General features: G+C 67.3%; 13 protein-coding genes. 4 read left to right on the top strand and 9 right to left on the bottom strand.

Features of this window, described 5'->3' with window-relative positions; translation table 11 throughout:
* Window positions 1-14: 14 nt before the first annotated feature.
* A complete protein-coding gene (locus ACIBI9_RS59750) occupies window positions 15-1,022 on the top strand; it encodes an NAD-dependent epimerase/dehydratase family protein (protein ID WP_397236724.1) in 1,008 nt (335 codons plus the stop codon).
* A gap of 6 nt (window positions 1,023-1,028) precedes the next feature.
* Here ACIBI9_RS59750 and ACIBI9_RS59755 read toward each other — a convergent pair whose 3' ends face one another.
* Together ACIBI9_RS59755 and ACIBI9_RS59760 are read right to left on the bottom strand one after the other, a co-directional pair.
* Complete coding sequence (locus ACIBI9_RS59755; RefSeq protein WP_397236726.1) at window positions 1,029-2,237, bottom strand: cytochrome P450; 1,209 nt, start codon at window positions 2,235-2,237, stop codon at window positions 1,029-1,031.
* Complete coding sequence (locus ACIBI9_RS59760; protein WP_397236728.1) at window positions 2,234-2,521, bottom strand: hypothetical protein; 288 nt, start codon at window positions 2,519-2,521, stop codon at window positions 2,234-2,236. Before ACIBI9_RS59760 ends, ACIBI9_RS59755 begins: the two co-directional genes overlap by 4 nt.
* A gap of 295 nt (window positions 2,522-2,816) precedes the next feature.
* Between ACIBI9_RS59760 and ACIBI9_RS59765 the strand changes: the two genes are divergently transcribed.
* Both ACIBI9_RS59765 and ACIBI9_RS59770 read left to right on the top strand, forming a co-directional pair.
* Window positions 2,817-2,990, top strand: a complete 174-nt coding sequence (locus ACIBI9_RS59765; RefSeq protein WP_397236730.1) for a hypothetical protein — start codon at window positions 2,817-2,819, stop codon at window positions 2,988-2,990.
* Between the two features lie 210 nt (window positions 2,991-3,200).
* Window positions 3,201-3,560 carry a hypothetical protein gene (locus ACIBI9_RS59770; protein ID WP_397236732.1) on the top strand — a complete coding sequence of 120 codons (360 nt, stop codon included), beginning with the start codon at window positions 3,201-3,203 and terminating at the stop codon, window positions 3,558-3,560.
* Window positions 3,561-3,651: 91 nt separating this feature from the next.
* On the opposite strand, the gene ACIBI9_RS59775 is transcribed toward ACIBI9_RS59770, so the two are convergent.
* The 6 genes from ACIBI9_RS59775 to ACIBI9_RS59800 are packed head-to-tail and all read right to left on the bottom strand — an operon-like array spanning window position 3,652 to window position 9,825.
* A complete protein-coding gene (locus ACIBI9_RS59775) occupies window positions 3,652-3,876 on the bottom strand; it encodes a hypothetical protein (protein ID WP_397236734.1) in 225 nt (74 codons plus the stop codon).
* Between the two features lie 50 nt (window positions 3,877-3,926).
* A complete protein-coding gene (locus tag ACIBI9_RS59780; RefSeq protein ID WP_397236800.1) occupies window positions 3,927-5,543 on the bottom strand; it encodes a beta-galactosidase family protein in 1,617 nt (538 codons plus the stop codon).
* A gap of 32 nt (window positions 5,544-5,575) precedes the next feature.
* Complete coding sequence (locus ACIBI9_RS59785; protein ID WP_397236736.1) at window positions 5,576-6,442, bottom strand: carbohydrate ABC transporter permease; 867 nt, start codon at window positions 6,440-6,442, stop codon at window positions 5,576-5,578.
* The gene (locus ACIBI9_RS59790) at window positions 6,439-7,320 is read right to left on the bottom strand and encodes a carbohydrate ABC transporter permease (RefSeq protein ID WP_397236738.1); all 882 of its coding nucleotides are present in this window, start codon (window positions 7,318-7,320) and stop codon (window positions 6,439-6,441) included. The genes ACIBI9_RS59785 and ACIBI9_RS59790 overlap by 4 nt, the downstream gene beginning before the upstream one ends.
* Window positions 7,317-8,561: an ABC transporter substrate-binding protein gene (locus ACIBI9_RS59795; RefSeq protein WP_397236740.1), complete on the bottom strand. Its 1,245-nt coding sequence runs from the start codon at window positions 8,559-8,561 to the stop codon at window positions 7,317-7,319. Before ACIBI9_RS59795 ends, ACIBI9_RS59790 begins: the two co-directional genes overlap by 4 nt.
* A gap of 1 nt (window position 8,562) precedes the next feature.
* Window positions 8,563-9,825, bottom strand: coding sequence for a Gfo/Idh/MocA family protein (locus tag ACIBI9_RS59800; protein ID WP_397236742.1), 1,263 nt, complete (start codon window positions 9,823-9,825; stop codon window positions 8,563-8,565).
* A gap of 79 nt (window positions 9,826-9,904) precedes the next feature.
* Between ACIBI9_RS59800 and ACIBI9_RS59805 the strand changes: the two genes are divergently transcribed.
* On the top strand, window positions 9,905-11,056 hold the full coding sequence (locus tag ACIBI9_RS59805) for an ROK family protein (protein WP_397236744.1): 1,152 nt from the start codon (window positions 9,905-9,907) through the stop codon (window positions 11,054-11,056).
* Window positions 11,057-11,176: 120 nt separating this feature from the next.
* Here ACIBI9_RS59805 and ACIBI9_RS59810 read toward each other — a convergent pair whose 3' ends face one another.
* The gene (locus tag ACIBI9_RS59810) at window positions 11,177-14,173 is read right to left on the bottom strand and encodes a glycoside hydrolase domain-containing protein (protein WP_397236746.1); all 2,997 of its coding nucleotides are present in this window, start codon (window positions 14,171-14,173) and stop codon (window positions 11,177-11,179) included.
* Window positions 14,174-14,365: the final 192 nt, after the last annotated feature.

Consider the following 14,365-nt stretch of genomic DNA (forward strand, 5'->3'; position numbering starts at 1 on the left):
GTTAATATCGGCTGGTGACGGTTCAAGATCGAAGGGCCTTCATCATCGGAGGCACGGGGCAGATCGGCCGGGCCACAGCCGCCCGGCTCACCGCGGCCGGGTATGCGGTGACTCTTGGGCACCGCCGACTCCGTCCGGACGCCGCGGAGCTGGACGGGGTGGTGTCGGTCCAGGTCGACCGGGCCGACACCGAGGCGCTGCTCAATGCCCTCGACGGCCACGATCTGGTCGTGGACACGGTCGCATTCGCCCCACACCACGGTGCGCAGCTCGCCCAGTTGGCCGGCCGCGTCGGCTCGCTGGTGGTCATCTCGACGGGAGCGGTCTACAAGGCTCCCGGCCTGCCAGTGCCGATCCCGGAGACGTGGCCGACGGTCGAGCGCGACGCCCACGACTATCCGGCGGGGAAGGCGGCGCTGGAGCGCTGCCTGCTGGCGACGCCCGGCCTGCCGGTCAGCATTCTGCGGACGGGCGTGCTGCACGGCCCGTACGGCAAATCGCTGGATCACTGGTCGTTCATCAAGCGGGCGCTGGACAAGCGGCCGTACGTCGTACTCGCCCAGGACGGGCGGAGCCGGTTCCCCACCACGGCGGTCGCGAACGTCGCCGAGCTGATATATCTGTGCGCGCAGCACCCGGCGGCCCGGGTCCTCAACATCGCCGATGACCCGCTGACCGTCGCCGAGATCGGCGCCAGGATCTTCGCTGTCATGGGCCACGAGGCAGAGATCGTCACCTTCGCGGGCCCGTCGCGTCCGGACGGCCTGGGTTTCAATCCGTGGAATGTGCCGGAGCCGATCGTGTTCAGTCTGGACAGAGCCCGTGCTGAGCTCGGCTACCGCCCTGCCGTCTCCTACGACGACGCGCTGCGCCAGGACATCGAATGGGCCGCCCTCGCCGTATCCGAGGCCGAGGCGGGCGGCGGAGGCTGGCAGGATGTCTTCCCTGATCTGATCGTTCGCCACGGCCCCGACGTCTGGTTCCCCTATGCGGCCGAGGACGCCTATGTCGCCGGCGCGTAGGCGGCGCTACCAGGCGACAGGCATCGCGTGCAGCCCGAAGAACGGGGCATCGTCGGCGAAGGACAACTCCTCGAACCCGACCGCCAGATGCAGCGTCGGTATCCGGGTCAGCAGCGTGCCGTAGGCGATCTGCAGCTCGGCGCGGGCGAGGTTGCGGCCGATGCACTGGTGTACCCCGTAGCCGAAGGCAACGTGGTGGTGGGCGGACCGGCGGATGTCGAACTCGTCGGGGTCCTCGAACGCCCGCACATCACGATTGGCGGATGCGGCCAGCACCGTCAGGCGATCACCGGCGCGGATCCGAGCGGAGCCGATATCCATGTCTTCGGTCGCAATCCGGTCGAAGCTGACCCAGTCCTGGACGGAGTGGAAGCGCAGCAACTCCTCGATCGCACCCGGCAGCAGGCTCGAGTCGGCGCGCAACGCGGCAAGCTGCGCTGGGTGCCGCAGCAGCGTGAGTACGCCTAGGGAGATCGTATTCGCAGGCGAGTCGTAACCCGCGAGCAGCAGGAGAAAACCGATGTTGATCAGCTCGTCCGTGGTCAGCTCGCCGGTGGGCAGGTGTTTGGCGGCCAGCCGCCGAATCATTCCCTTGTGCGGTTCACGCTCTGCGCTGCGGATAAGTTCGCGCAAATAATCGCGAACGTCCTTGGACGCCTGGGCCGCCACACTCGGATCCATACTCGTTACCGACAGCATCCGCAGTCGTGACTCGAAGAATTCGTGGTCGCCGGCCGGGATACCGAACAACTCGCAGAGGACTCGCGACGGAACCCGGCGCGCGTACAAATCGACGAGGTCGGCGGGTGCCCCGGCCTCCAGTAACTCGTCGATCGCTGTATCGGCGATCCGCTGGAGGGCCGGCCGCATGGCGTCCATCGGACGGGCACCGAGCTCTGAGATCAGCAACCGCCGGAACCGGCTGTGTTCCGGTGGATCCATATCGACGAAGAAGCCGTCGTCGGGGCGATCGTCGTCGGGCCCGCGAGGCCGTTCGGGGCGTCCGGTGTTCGAGCTGATCCTCGGGTCACTGAGGATCTGCCGCGCTTCGGCGTGGCGGGTGACCGCCCAGACCGGTGCGCCGTTGGGCAGGGTGGCCCGGACGACCGGCGCGGTGGCACGCATCCGCTGATACTCGTCCGGCGGTGCGAACGGGCAGGTCCGCTCCATGGGGAAGGTCGGCGTCGCGGTTATGTCCTGCTCGGATGTACTCATTGCGCTTCCCCGTTCGAGCCGGACGCCACCCCGGCGATGTAATCGGAAACGACGAGCCGACACCTTGGCCCGGCTCCGCGTACCCGCGCGGTGCCGCGGTCTCCGCCTTCGGCCGCGGCGGGACCATCGCCCATCTGATCCCCGAACAGGGGCCGGCGCCCACCGAGGAACCCGCTGGGCGCTTGTTTCGGCACCGAACCGGGGGTCCCGTCGATCCCGATCATGAAACCGCGACGATCCAAGATGTCGATGGCCCGGCCGGTTATGCCCTCGCACGCGAGCATGAGCCCAACCGGTCCACCACCGACTACCGCGACCTGTGCCATACATACCTTTGCTGGGGGCGTGAGCCTGCTGGAGGAACCGTTGGATTGCCGACCACAGGCCGGCAACAGTGGCCGGGGCGCGGTCCTGCTTCTCGTGTGCTGGCAGATGCGTCTGTTCAGGTAGTGCCGATGCTAAATCGGGCGGTTCAAAATTGCTAGTGATGGCATCTTCGGGCTGACACTGCCCCTGCTCGGATTGGCGCCCCGCGGAGGCGATGAAACGGGCCCTGGCGAAAGAGGCCGGGTTCGCGGGGTGGACGAGCGGCTGCTCGTCAACGAGAACCTCTCTCCCGGCTCGCCCGGCGCGAAGGTGGTGACTCGGGATCGCGGGCGGCAAATGGATGGCGGTTTCGGACGGAACGCGATCCAGATAATCTCGAAGATCAATAGTTTCGCGGCGATCCTGAGGATCATCACCGGCAAATGACAGGCATTCCCGGCCACGCCGGCCCGAACGCAGCCGAGCTTTCCGCGATCCACCGGCGGTGGATCGCGGAGCGGCATCGGCGTACCGAGGATCCCGATTATCTTCGAGCATGACGGGTGTGAGGCGTTCGAGGAGGCGGGAGCCTGGTCCACGCCGGAGGATCATGAGGCTCACCGGCGGTGGAGGCTGTACCTGCACGCTCTGGACGGTATGGACGAGCGCGGCCTGGCGCTGCTCCGCGATGCCCTCGCTGAAGAGCCCGACCGGGGGATGGCGCTGGCCGTGGTTTTGCGTGCGCTGGAGGCGGTGGGCGCGAGCGAGCGGCAGGAGTGGATCGAGCTCGTGCCGCCGGGGCAGGACCGGGAGCATGCCGAGGCGCGAGTCAGAGACCTCGACTCCCTGGCGGGCGGACCGACCGGTGTGCCCGACGATTGGTCGGACTGGATGCAACAACGGCTGGCGGCGACGAGTCCGGACCTCGCGATGCTGGACCTCCTCGCCCGAGCGGGGCGCACAAAACGCATCAGGCGGATGGCCGCCGAGCGCAGGCAGGCGATGGGGGGTCCATGATCTCTCCAGTAGAGCAGCAACTGTGAGTGGGAGCACGGCAGCGAACCCCGGTGGGTCTCGGTGCGACGGGGTTTGTGAGCAGGTCAGCCGGTCAGGCCGCCGGTTCCAGACGATGGTGAGGATGAAGCGGCGCGTCCGATGCCGGGGATGTCATCCAGTCGCTCCACCGCCGCGGCGAAGGGGCGACGAGCTCCTCGACCTCGGCGATGTCCCGGTTGAGCTGATCGACACGGGCCGGCATCTTGGCGAGCAGGACGGGGTTGCGCTCTCCGGCGATCAGCGCGGCTCTCGGCGTCCGACTGATCCACGGCCTCAACCGGACCAGGAAGCAAACGACGTCAGCGGGCAGCCATCACCGATTTTCAGCTACCGGACGGGCGACGTCGAGCCATCGTGCGAGGCTCGGGCACGGATCTGCAGCAGCGAGCCCACTTGGTCCAATTCCAAGTGGATGATCTCGTTGGTGCCCGTTTCGAGGAGGGGTGCGGGGATGTACAGGGTCTGCTGAGGTCCTTGCTTCCAGTAGCGACCCAGCAGGACGCCGTTGATCCAGACGTATCCCTTGCCCCAGCCGGGTAGTGCCAGGAACGCGTCCAAGGGCTCGGCCACCTCGAGTGTGGTGCGGAAGAACGAAAGCGGCTCGTCCGTCGTTCCCGGCTGGAATGTCAGTCGCGATATGTCCTCCAGTGGGATCGGCCGCGCCGTGTACCCGTGCACGTATTGGTTGTGGTGCAGGACACCGCCGAGGATGCCCTTGCGCTCGCCGAGCAGCGGACCGTAGTTGGTCCGGCCCATCGATTCCACGAGGATCTCCAGAGCGTCGTGCCCGGCCGCGAGCAGTACGGGGGGATCGGCGTCCCGCTCGACGACGCCTGCCAGCCGGCCGTCGACGAAGACGTGCGCGCGGTCGTGCACGCCGCGCAGGGTCAGCGGGTACGGCCCCCGCGGTCCAGGAACGGTCGTCTGGTACAGGACCAAACCGTGATCCAGCCCCAGGTCCTCGAACGTAGGCGGTATCGGCGCGGTGGTCTCCGGCCGCGCGATGGCGTCCAGCGCCTCGTGCAGCCGTACCGAATGCGCGGGGCGTAGCGTGACGGGAGGCAGCATGGCGGGCACGGGGGGCACGTCGGGGAGCTTGCCGCCGTAGCGGGAGAGCACGTCCCGCAATCGCCAGTACTTCTCGGTGGGCGCGCCGCGCTCGTCGATGGGCGCGTCGTAGTCGTAGGACGTCACCGTGGGCCGCCATGGGCCGGCGCTGTCGTCCCCGGTGCGGTTGGCGCCTGCCCACGTGCCGAAGTTGGTGCCGCCGTGCGCCATGTACAGGTTCACCGACGCGCCGGCGGCCAGGATCCGCTCCAGGGTGTCCGCGGCGTCCTGCGGATCGCGGTTGGCGTGTTCGTGCCCCCAGTGGTCGAACCAGCCGCACCAGAACTCCATGCAGAACAGCGGGTCGTCCGGCCGGTGGGCGCGCAACGCGGCGAAGGCCTGCTCAGGCTCGGAGCCGATGTTCACCGTGGCCAGCACGCCGTCGATCGCGCCACCGGTCAGGCAGTGATCGGCCGGCCCGTCGGAGGTGAACAGGGGCACCTCGATGCCGCGGCTGGTCAGGCCGTCCGCCAGGTGGCGCAGGTAGGCGTGGTCGCTGCCGTAGGAGCCGTACTCGTTCTCCACCTGGACCATGATCACATTTCCGCCGCGGGTGATCTGGCGCTCGGCCACATGGGGGATCAGCCGGTCGAAGTAGCGGTCGACGTGGGCCAGGTAGCCGGGATCGCTGGTGCGGACGGCGCCGGTCAGCCAGGCGGGAAGCCCGCCGTTGTCCCATTCGGCGCAGATGTACGGCCCGGGCCGCACCATCGCCAGGAGTCCTTCGGCAGCCGCCGCGTCGAGGAACGCGCCCAGGTCGTCCAGGCGGCGAAATTCACCCGGCCGCGGCTCGTGCAGGTTCCACGGCACGTAGGTCTCGACCGTGTTGAGGCCCATGGCACGCACGAAACCATCCTTTGCCATCGGGATCATCTGCTGATTCCGGCGGTCATGCCGTCGACGATGCGGCGGCCGAGCCAGAGGTAGAGGACGATCATGGGGTAGACCAGGATCACGATGCCCGCGAACATGCCGCCCCAGTCGGAGCTGTACTGCATGCTGCTGTACAGACCGAGGAGGGCGGCGGGCAGGTTGCGTTCCTCGGGGAGGGGGGCGATCAGCAGGGCGAGCAGGGTCTCGTTCCACAGCCCCATGACGTTGAGCACGAACACGGTGGTCAAGCCCGGCTTGGCCACCGGCATGATGACCTGGACGAACGCGCGGAGCGGGCCGGCGCCGTCGATCTCGGCCGCCTCCTCGATCTCGTGCGGCAGCGAGCGCATGTACCCGGTGAGCACGAACACCGCGAAGGGCACCGACAGCGCCACCTGGAAGACCAGTAAGGTGATGCGGTTGTCCCACCAGCCGGTGACCCAGTCCTCCATGAAGGCGAAGACCGACAGTTTGATCACCACGATCGGCACCAGAATCGTCTGGATCGGGATGCTCAGCCCGATCGCGAAGTAGTTGATCGTGTGGCCGGCGACGCGCCGGCCGGAGCGTGCCAGCACATAGGCGGCGGGGGCGGAGATCGCCACGATCAGCACGGACCCGAACAGGGTCAGCACCACGCTGTTCATGGCCGCGGCGGAGAACTCCGCCGCCTGCCACGCCGAGCTGAAGTTGTCCCAGCGCAGGGTCTTCGGCAGGCCGAACGGATCCAGCCACACCTCGCTCGAATCCTTCAGCGACTGGATGCCCACCCACGCGACCAGGGCGAGGTTGAAGGCCACCCAGGCCCACAACGCGATGGCCGTGGCCCGGGGCAGCAGGATGTCCCCGAACAGACGTCTCATGACAGCTCCACTCGGTCACGTCTGGTGATGCGCCTGGTCAGCACGATCAGTACGGCCGTCACGACGAGCGTCATCACGCCCATGGCCGCCGCGCTCCCGAGTTCCGGCAGGCCGGCGCCCTTCACCACGATGTACTGCTGCACCGCGATCGTGCGGGCGGGGATCGGCGGCGCGGCGGCGGTTCCCGCCGTGGTGAAGGCCAGCACGATGTCGAAGATCTTCAGGCTGCCGACCACCCAGAGTACGGCGGCCACGGCGAAGACGTCCCAGGTCAGCGGCAGCGTGATGTGCCGGAACTGCTCCCATTTGGTGGCCCCGATGAGCTGGGCGTCCTCGTACACGTGCGCGGGGATGGCGTCGGCCGCCGACATCATCAGCGCGACGTAGAAGCCGGTGCTCGACCAGACCAGTCCGCCCACGATGCAGCGGAACACCATGTCGGGGCCGAGCCATGGCTGCGGGTCGAGGCCGATCCACTCCAGCACGGTGTTGACCGCGCCCTCGGGGTTGAGCAGGAAGCCCACCGCCGCGCCGATCGCGATGATCGAGATGACCATCGGCAGGAAGACGACGGCCCGGATGAAGGCCCGCCCCTTGAGCTGCCGGAGCACGACCATGGACACGAAGGTGGCGCCGAAGATCAGGGCGCCGCCGACGATCGCCATCACGAAGGTGTTGGTGAAGGCCATGGTGAACACATCGTTGTGCACCAGCGCCACGTAGTTGTCCAGCCCGCGCCAGGTCATCTCCGAGCCGGGTCCCGACCATCTGGTGAAGCCGACCCAGATCCCGAACAGCGAGGGCGCGACGAACAGCAGGGTGTAGACCAGGAGCGCGGGCAGGAGGAAGGGCCAGAAGGCCCGTTCGTACGTTTTCACCCGTTCGCCAGGTGGTCGGCTGTCCGCTTCTTGCCGTCGCGGACGAACGTGGCCGCGTCGATCCTGCCGGAGAGGAGCTTGTCGCTCAGGGGCAGGAACATGTCGCCCCACCAGGTCTTGTCGGCACCCGCGTAGTCGTAGCTCAGGTGCGTCTCCTTGGCCTCCAGCACGGCCTTCTGCACGTCCGCCATGTGCGCGGGCGCGGGCACGTCACCGCGCGAGGAGATGTTCAGCGCCTCGGTGGAGAACTTCTCCATGTACTTCTTCTGCAGCGCGAAGGCCAGGAACTTCTTGGCCGTGGCGACGTTCTTGCCCTTGGCGTTCACGCCCCAGCCGAGGGTTCCCACCTCGATGGACCTCTTGCCGCCGGCGGGGATCTGGAACGAGGCGACCTTGAAGCCCTGGGCCAGCTGGGGCTGGACCTCGCTGGCCAGCCAGGTGCCGTTGAGGTTCAGGTCGTACGTGCCCGCCGCCCAGGCGTTCTGCGCGGCGGGGAACTTGGTCGCCATGAAGTCCCGCTGGAAGTAGCCGCCCTTGGCGAGCTGCTCGACCTTCTTCGCGGTGTCGAGCACCTGGGGCTTGTCCCAGTTGGCGGGGTCCTTGGCCAGCTCGGCGAGGCTCCCCGCGCCGTTGGCGCCGACCAGCAGGCTGTAGAACCAGTACACGTTGTAGAAGGCGATGGTGCCGTCCTGGCCGATCGGGGTACGGCCGGCCTTCTTGGACTCGTCGAGGAAGGCGATGAACTCCTCCCAGGTCTGCGGGTTCAGCCCGGGGTGCTTGGCCGCGTCGTACCAGACGGCGGTGGAGATGATCGTGTGCGGGACGTAGGCCAGGCCGTTCTTGCCCGAGGAGGCCCGCCGTACCGGCTCGGGGAGCACGTCCTTGACCGTCTTGCCCTCGCCGGGGATCTGCGTGTTCTCCAGGTCGTCCAGCGGGCTGATGATTTGCTGGGCGGTCAGGGTGTCGATGTCGCCGGTAGTGGTGTCGAAGAGGTCGGGGCCCTGGCCGGAGGCCATCTCGGCGTTGAGGTTCTCGTTGCCGGTGCGGCCGACGAACTTCACGTCGACCTTGGTGCCGGTCTCCTTGGCGAAATCGTCGAAGATCGTCTTAATGATCTTCGCCTGGGGCTCCGCCGCGCCCCAGGACGAGCGGTAGGACAGGGACTGCTGGGCGGGTTCGCCGCTGTTCTTCTTGCCGCAGGCGGCCAGGCCCAGGGCACCGATCAGGAGGAGAGCCGTCATTTTACGCATGGTGGGGGGCCTTTCCTATCGTGACGACGGTTCGGGTGTGCCTGGCCTCTTCCGCAGCCCACACCACCCGGTGCGTGGCGAGGCTGGCTTGTGCGTTGGTCGAGACCAGGCCCGGGTCGTTGTCGCGGACGGCGGCGAGGAACGCGTTCATCAGCGCTCCGTCACCTCCTCCGTGCCCGGAGGCGGCCGAGGCGTCCGCTCCGGCGAGGGCGTCGATCATCGAAACCTCGTTGGTGAGGAAGTCGTGGACGCGGAGTGTCTCGCCGTCGCACTCGATCGAGCCGCGCGTGCCGAAGATCCTCGTCTTCCTGTGCTCGAGCGCGCCGAACGCGGTCATGGTGAAGGTGGCGCTCGTGCCGTCGGCGAACTCCATGATCACCACCTGGCTGTCGACCACGTCGTTGTCGCAGGCGTAGACGCATCTGCCGTACGGGCCCTCGCGCAGGGCCGTGAGCACGCCCTCCTCGGTGAAGTCCCGGGTGATCGCGCCGAGCGGCCAGATGTGCCGGTCCGAATCGGCGAGGCACTCCATGTACAACTGCCTGGCCGAGTAGGGGCAGGTGGGTTCTATCGAGCAGTCCAGGCATCGGTCGGCAGCCCCTGCGGGCTTGCTGTCCTTGGTGAAGTGGACGAGCTTGCCGAAGGAGGAGACCCGCTCGGGCACTTCGCCCTTGATGTGAACGATCCAATCAAGATCATGGCAGGCCTTGGCAAGTAGCATCGGGGCCGACTCGGCCTCGTTTCGCCAGTTTCCCCTCACGAAGGAGTGTGCCTGGTGCCACCAGCCGACCTGCTCCAGGTGCTGGATGCTCATGATGTCGCCGATCCTGCCCTCGTCCAGGAGCTCCTTGAGCCTGGTGGTGTAGGGCGCGTAGCGCAGCACATGACAGACCGCCAGGATCACGCCGTTGCGGTCGGCGGCCTCGGCGATGGCCGCGGCGTCCTCCTCCGTCGGCGCCATCGGCTTCTCCAGCAGGATGTGGTAGCCCAGCTCGGCCGCGCGTACGGCGGGCTGGAGGTGCAGGCGGTCCTGCGTGGCCACGATCACCGCGTCGGCCAGCCGCTCGCCGGCCAGCAGGTCCCGCCAGTCGGCGAAGACGCGCTCGGCCGGGATGCCGTGTTCGGCCACGAAGTCCGCCCGCCTGTCGTGATCGGGCTCGGCGACGGCCACGACCTCGGCGAACCCTCCTTCACGTGCCAGCCTGGCGTAACCGGTGCCGCGCAGGCCCGCTCCAATCACGGCAAGAGTGACCATCCGCATCCCCTACGAGTTGTACATTACTAATGAAGGATGTTTTTATTTCTGCGATGCAGTATCTGTCAAGGGGGCAAGCGTGACAATCCGTGGCGGCGACACCTCGCGGCTTCGCCGGATCAATCTGGTGACGACGCTCCGTACGGCCCGGTCGCAGGGGCCGCTCGGACTGACGGACCTCGCCAAGGGGGCCGCGCTGTCCAGGCCGACCGTCGAGGGCCTCGTGGAGGAACTGCTGGCGGCGGGCTGGCTCAAGGAGCTGCCGCCGGAGAGCGGTCAGATGGGGCGGCCGGCCAGGTTGTTCGCCTTCCATGCGAAGGGCGGCCACGTGCTCGGGATCGACATCGGCTCCTACACGCTCAGGGCCAGCGTCGCCGATCTGGATGGCACGGTCGTGGCCGCGCACGACGAGCAGATCGCCGCCACCGCAGGCCGCGCCGAGCGACTGGCGGGCCTCAGGACAGCCATCGCGGCCGCGCTGGAGGCCGGCGGGCTGACCGCCGATCGCATCGCTGCTGTTTGCGCGGGCACGACCGGCGTGGTGACCGCCGACGGTGTGGTGAAGCTGTCGGTCGGCCTTCCCGAGTGGACCGGCCTCGATCTGGCGAGCGAGTTGCGTGCCAGTTTCGACTGCCCCGTGCTCGTGGAGAACGACTGCAACCTGGCCGCGCTCGCCGAGCGGTGGCGTGGCCAGGCCCGCAGCATCGATGACCTGGTGTTCGTGCTGTCCGGCGTGCGCACGGGCGCGGGCATCCTGGTGGGCGGTAATTTGCTCAAAGGCGCCAGGGGCGGCGCGGGCGAGATCGGTGCGCTGCCGCTCGTCGGCTGGCACCGCGCCCCCGTCCACCTGACCGGTTTCCAAGGCCTGCCGCCCGGCACCCCGCCACGGGACGCCGCCGCCCAGGTCTTCGCCGCGGCCAGGTCCGGCGACCCGGCCGCGCAGTGGGCGGTCGAGCAGTATGCGCGCGACCTGGCGGAAGGCATCGCCGCGTTGGTGCTGACCGTGGATCCCGAGCTGGTGGTGCTCGGCGGCGGCGTGTCGCGCTCGGGCGACGTGCTGCTCGCGCCGCTACGCCGGCATCTGGACCCGTTCTGCCTCGAACCTCCCGTGGTGGCGATCTCCGATCTGGGGGAGCAGGCGGTGGTCCTGGGTGCGGTACGGCGCGCGCTCGATCACGTCGACGCCCGCCTCTACGACTTCGACGCCCCTCTCCCGAAGCCATCGCCTTGACGATCACCGCCCTCCCGCAAGCCTCATCGCGCTGTTCGCGTCAGCTGCCGGCATCGCAGCATCGCGGACAGCGCCCGTCGCCTTGGCCAGGCGACGGGCGCAGTGGTTCCTCAGTGGCGGCTACCTGGTCTGGCTGCCCGTAGCCGAACGCGGAGCCGGCAGGTTGTAGAGCTCCAGCTCATAGACGGCGTACATGCTCCAGCGGGTGTAGTTCGCATCGTTGATCTTCAGGCGCAGCTTCCTGACGCCTTGCAGGTCAGGAAGATCGGCGACCGAATACTCCATGACTCCGTCGTCATCGTCGTGCGTCCACCGGAACGCGACGCCCTGCGCGGCGGTCGTCCAGTCCGTGCCGTTGGCCGAGACCTCGACGTCGACATCGGTCAGGCCCTGCGGGATGCCACCACGGGTTGCGACCACGAGGGTGTTGAACGCCTTCGGCTCGCTCCAGTCCAGCATGATCTCGTGCGGGAACGGGTTCGCGTCGGTGTAGCCCTGCTTGGCGGCGAACATCGTGCCGTACTCGCCGTCGACCATCTTCTGCGGGCCGTATTGCACGCCGCCGTCGCCATCACGGGCCGCCGAAGCCGACACCGCCGAATGGCTGCGGGCGATGTTGGCGTCCGCCGTGTTCACCGCGCCCTTCACGAGCGTGAGGTCATACGCCTTCGCGGTCCGGCCATCGCTTGCCAGCGTGCGGATCTCGACCTTGTTCTTGCCGTTCGCGACGTTGACGTTGACGGTTGCGCCGTTGGCGACGGCGCTGCCATCGACGGTGATCGTGCCTCCGGCGTCGGTCAGCGTCGGCGTCAGGCCGACGGTGCTCGCCCCCTGGTTGACGAGCAGCGCATAGTCGCCGCGATGCCCCTCGAACGTGAATTCCGAGACGTCGGTGAGCTTCAGATCCTTCAACGTCGCGTCGAAGTGCTGCTGCCCAGGTGCGAGACGCACGCGGAATCCGTCGAACCGCACCTCCCTGTTCTCGAGGTTGACGATCTCGATCCGGTGCTTGCCCGGTGCCAACCCGGTCTTTCGATATGCGGTGAAGCGGTCGTACTGAACCGCCTCGTAGAGATCGATCACCGTCGCCGGCCCACCGTCGACCGACACGGACACCTTTCCGGTCGTCGTGTTCTTCTCGAAGAACGCGTCGATACCGGTGCCCTCGAACTCGTAGGTCGCCTTGTCACCGGCGGTCTTGCTGAGGTGGACGCTGCCGAGGTAGGCGGACTGCCGCTGCCGGGGCGCCCAACCGGTGGAGTAGCCGATGCTGTCATCGGCGCTGTCGAGCAGGAATGTATTCGGGATGTCCTGCCCCTCATAGGGGCTGGTCGGCTGGGGAATCGCGCCCACAGTCTCGCCGGCGGCCGCCCGCACGATGTAGCCGTGCAGCGTATCGAGATATGCGGGGTCGAGTGTGTAACGCCGCGGGTCCTCCGGGCTGATCGCGCTGTCGACGATCTGTTTGGCCAAGGCCGGGTTGCGCTTCCTCAGGATGTTGAGGAGCTCATAGTCCTCGAGACCGTCGCGATGTGCCTCGAGGCGCACGCTGCTCTTCACCGTCAAGTTGGCCTTGTCGGGATAGACGATGTACGAGTCGCCCTTCCATGGACCCACGTACCATGCATTCCACGCCCAGTGCAGATGACCCTGCACGCCCTCGCGCTCGAGGTCCCAGAACAGCATGCGACCGGTCATCGTGGGCTGCGTCCAGAACCGGTTGAGCCACGGGGGAGTGTTGACCTCGCACGTGTAGACCCACAGGTCCTGACCCGCGGCCTGCTGTGCCTTGTAGCCGGCCTTCTTGCGCTCGAACGCCGGCGTCAGTGGAGCCCAGGTGTCGACATAGGGCTTGGTCCTGTCGTCGAGCAGGATGCCCTCGGGGTCGGCGTCCATGGTACGGAAATCCGAGCCGATGTCGGCATTGATCTGCTGGATCTTGCGCGCGACATAGGTCCAGAGGTTGCGCTGGTCGGCGGTGATGGGCTCGTCACGGATGTGCTGATACCACGTCAGGCCGTTCGTCCAGCCCTTGCTCTTCAGGTGCTCGTACAGCGCGGTCAGATAGTTCGTCAGGAAGGCGTCGGTGACCGGCAGGCTGTCCGGCAGCTCGGTGTTCCAGCTGTCGGTGGGCTTCTCGTTGTCCGGCATCTTGTTCAGCGCGTGAATGAGATGCTGGTTCGCGAAGTTGGTGATGCCGTGCCGCTTGAACGCCTCGACGTAGCGGTCGAAGTTCGTCCAGTCGATGTCGCCCGGTGTTCCCCGCACGAATTCCGACAGCTCGGTGCCAGTGGACTGCAGGAACAGGTCGGTGCGGAGCCAGACCATGTTGGTGCGATATTCAGCGAGCTTGCGGGCGAACTCGTCCATGAGATCGAACCACGCGTCACTGTAGGTGTCGACGCCGTAGTAATACTTGCCGACGTCGTAGGCCTGGCCGGCCTCGCCGTTCCAGCTGAAGCCGTCCCAGGTGAAGCCGTTCGTCATCGTCCAGTGGTAGCTGGTGAACGGTGACTTGTCGATCGTGGGGATCTCGACGTTGTGAACGCTGAACTGGATCGGGACCGAGTAGTCGCCGCGATTCGTCTCGACCGTCGCCGTGCCGCGATAGATGCCGGGCGCCGTGCCGCGTGGCACGAAGCCGGTCACGAAGATGGGCTGAGTCCGGCCGGCCTCGACCCAGGTCGCCCGGTCGTTGGACAGCGGGTCCGGCATGGCGGACTCCGGATAGAGCGGGTTGCCCTCGCGGTCGGGGAAGAACGGGTTCGCCGCGACTGTGCTGTCGTCCTTGTAGGCGACGAAGTGGTAGCTCAGGTTGGCTCCCGCGATCCGCCGCCTGCCGTCCGCGGTCAGGTTGCCGAATCGGACACGCTCGATGCGCAGCCGTTCTTTCGCGCGCACGGCGACCTGCGCGCTTTCGTATTCACCCCGGGCGGCTACGAGGTTGATGGAGGTGCTCCGACTCTGCGGGACCGTAGTCGTGCGATAGACGGTCTTCTGCGGACTCTCCACCCACAGCTGCGCGGCGTTGGTACCGGCGATGGCGGCGGGCGCGAATGGTGTAGAGACGGCGAGCAGCAGGGTGGCGGAAAGTAAGGGGATGGTTCGACGTCGCATGGCCACTTATCATGGGTTCTTGTCTAAGTCCGGGTCAAGTGCCCCTTTCGTCGGGCCGCCTCACCGATCTGGCTACGTTCGGAGGGTTTCGAAAGACCACACCGACCCCGAAGGGTGAAGGACCACAAACGATCACTCTGCCGCGGGATGGCATCATCGGGAGGCGCAGATCTCGTACGGAACCCATGGATG

Source organism: Nonomuraea sp. NPDC050451 (genome assembly GCF_044458585.1).

What these genes read in the sequence shown, in the direction of transcription:
- ACIBI9_RS59755 (WP_397236726.1), bottom strand. Translation starts at nt 2,237, where the DNA reads ATGAGTACATCCGAGCAGGACATAACCGCGACGCCGACCTTCCCCATG.
- ACIBI9_RS59760 (WP_397236728.1), bottom strand. Translation starts at nt 2,521, where the DNA reads ATGCTCGCGTGCGAGGGCATAACCGGCCGGGCCATCGACATCTTGGAT.
- ACIBI9_RS59770 (WP_397236732.1), top strand. Translation starts at nt 3,201, where the DNA reads ATGGACGAGCGCGGCCTGGCGCTGCTCCGCGATGCCCTCGCTGAAGAG.
- ACIBI9_RS59780 (WP_397236800.1), bottom strand. Translation starts at nt 5,543, where the DNA reads ATGGGCCTCAACACGGTCGAGACCTACGTGCCGTGGAACCTGCACGAG.
- ACIBI9_RS59785 (WP_397236736.1), bottom strand. Translation starts at nt 6,442, where the DNA reads ATGAGACGTCTGTTCGGGGACATCCTGCTGCCCCGGGCCACGGCCATC.
- ACIBI9_RS59795 (WP_397236740.1), bottom strand. Translation starts at nt 8,561, where the DNA reads ATGACGGCTCTCCTCCTGATCGGTGCCCTGGGCCTGGCCGCCTGCGGC.
- ACIBI9_RS59800 (WP_397236742.1), bottom strand. Translation starts at nt 9,825, where the DNA reads ATGGTCACTCTTGCCGTGATTGGAGCGGGCCTGCGCGGCACCGGTTAC.
- ACIBI9_RS59810 (WP_397236746.1), bottom strand. Translation starts at nt 14,173, where the DNA reads ATGCGACGTCGAACCATCCCCTTACTTTCCGCCACCCTGCTGCTCGCC.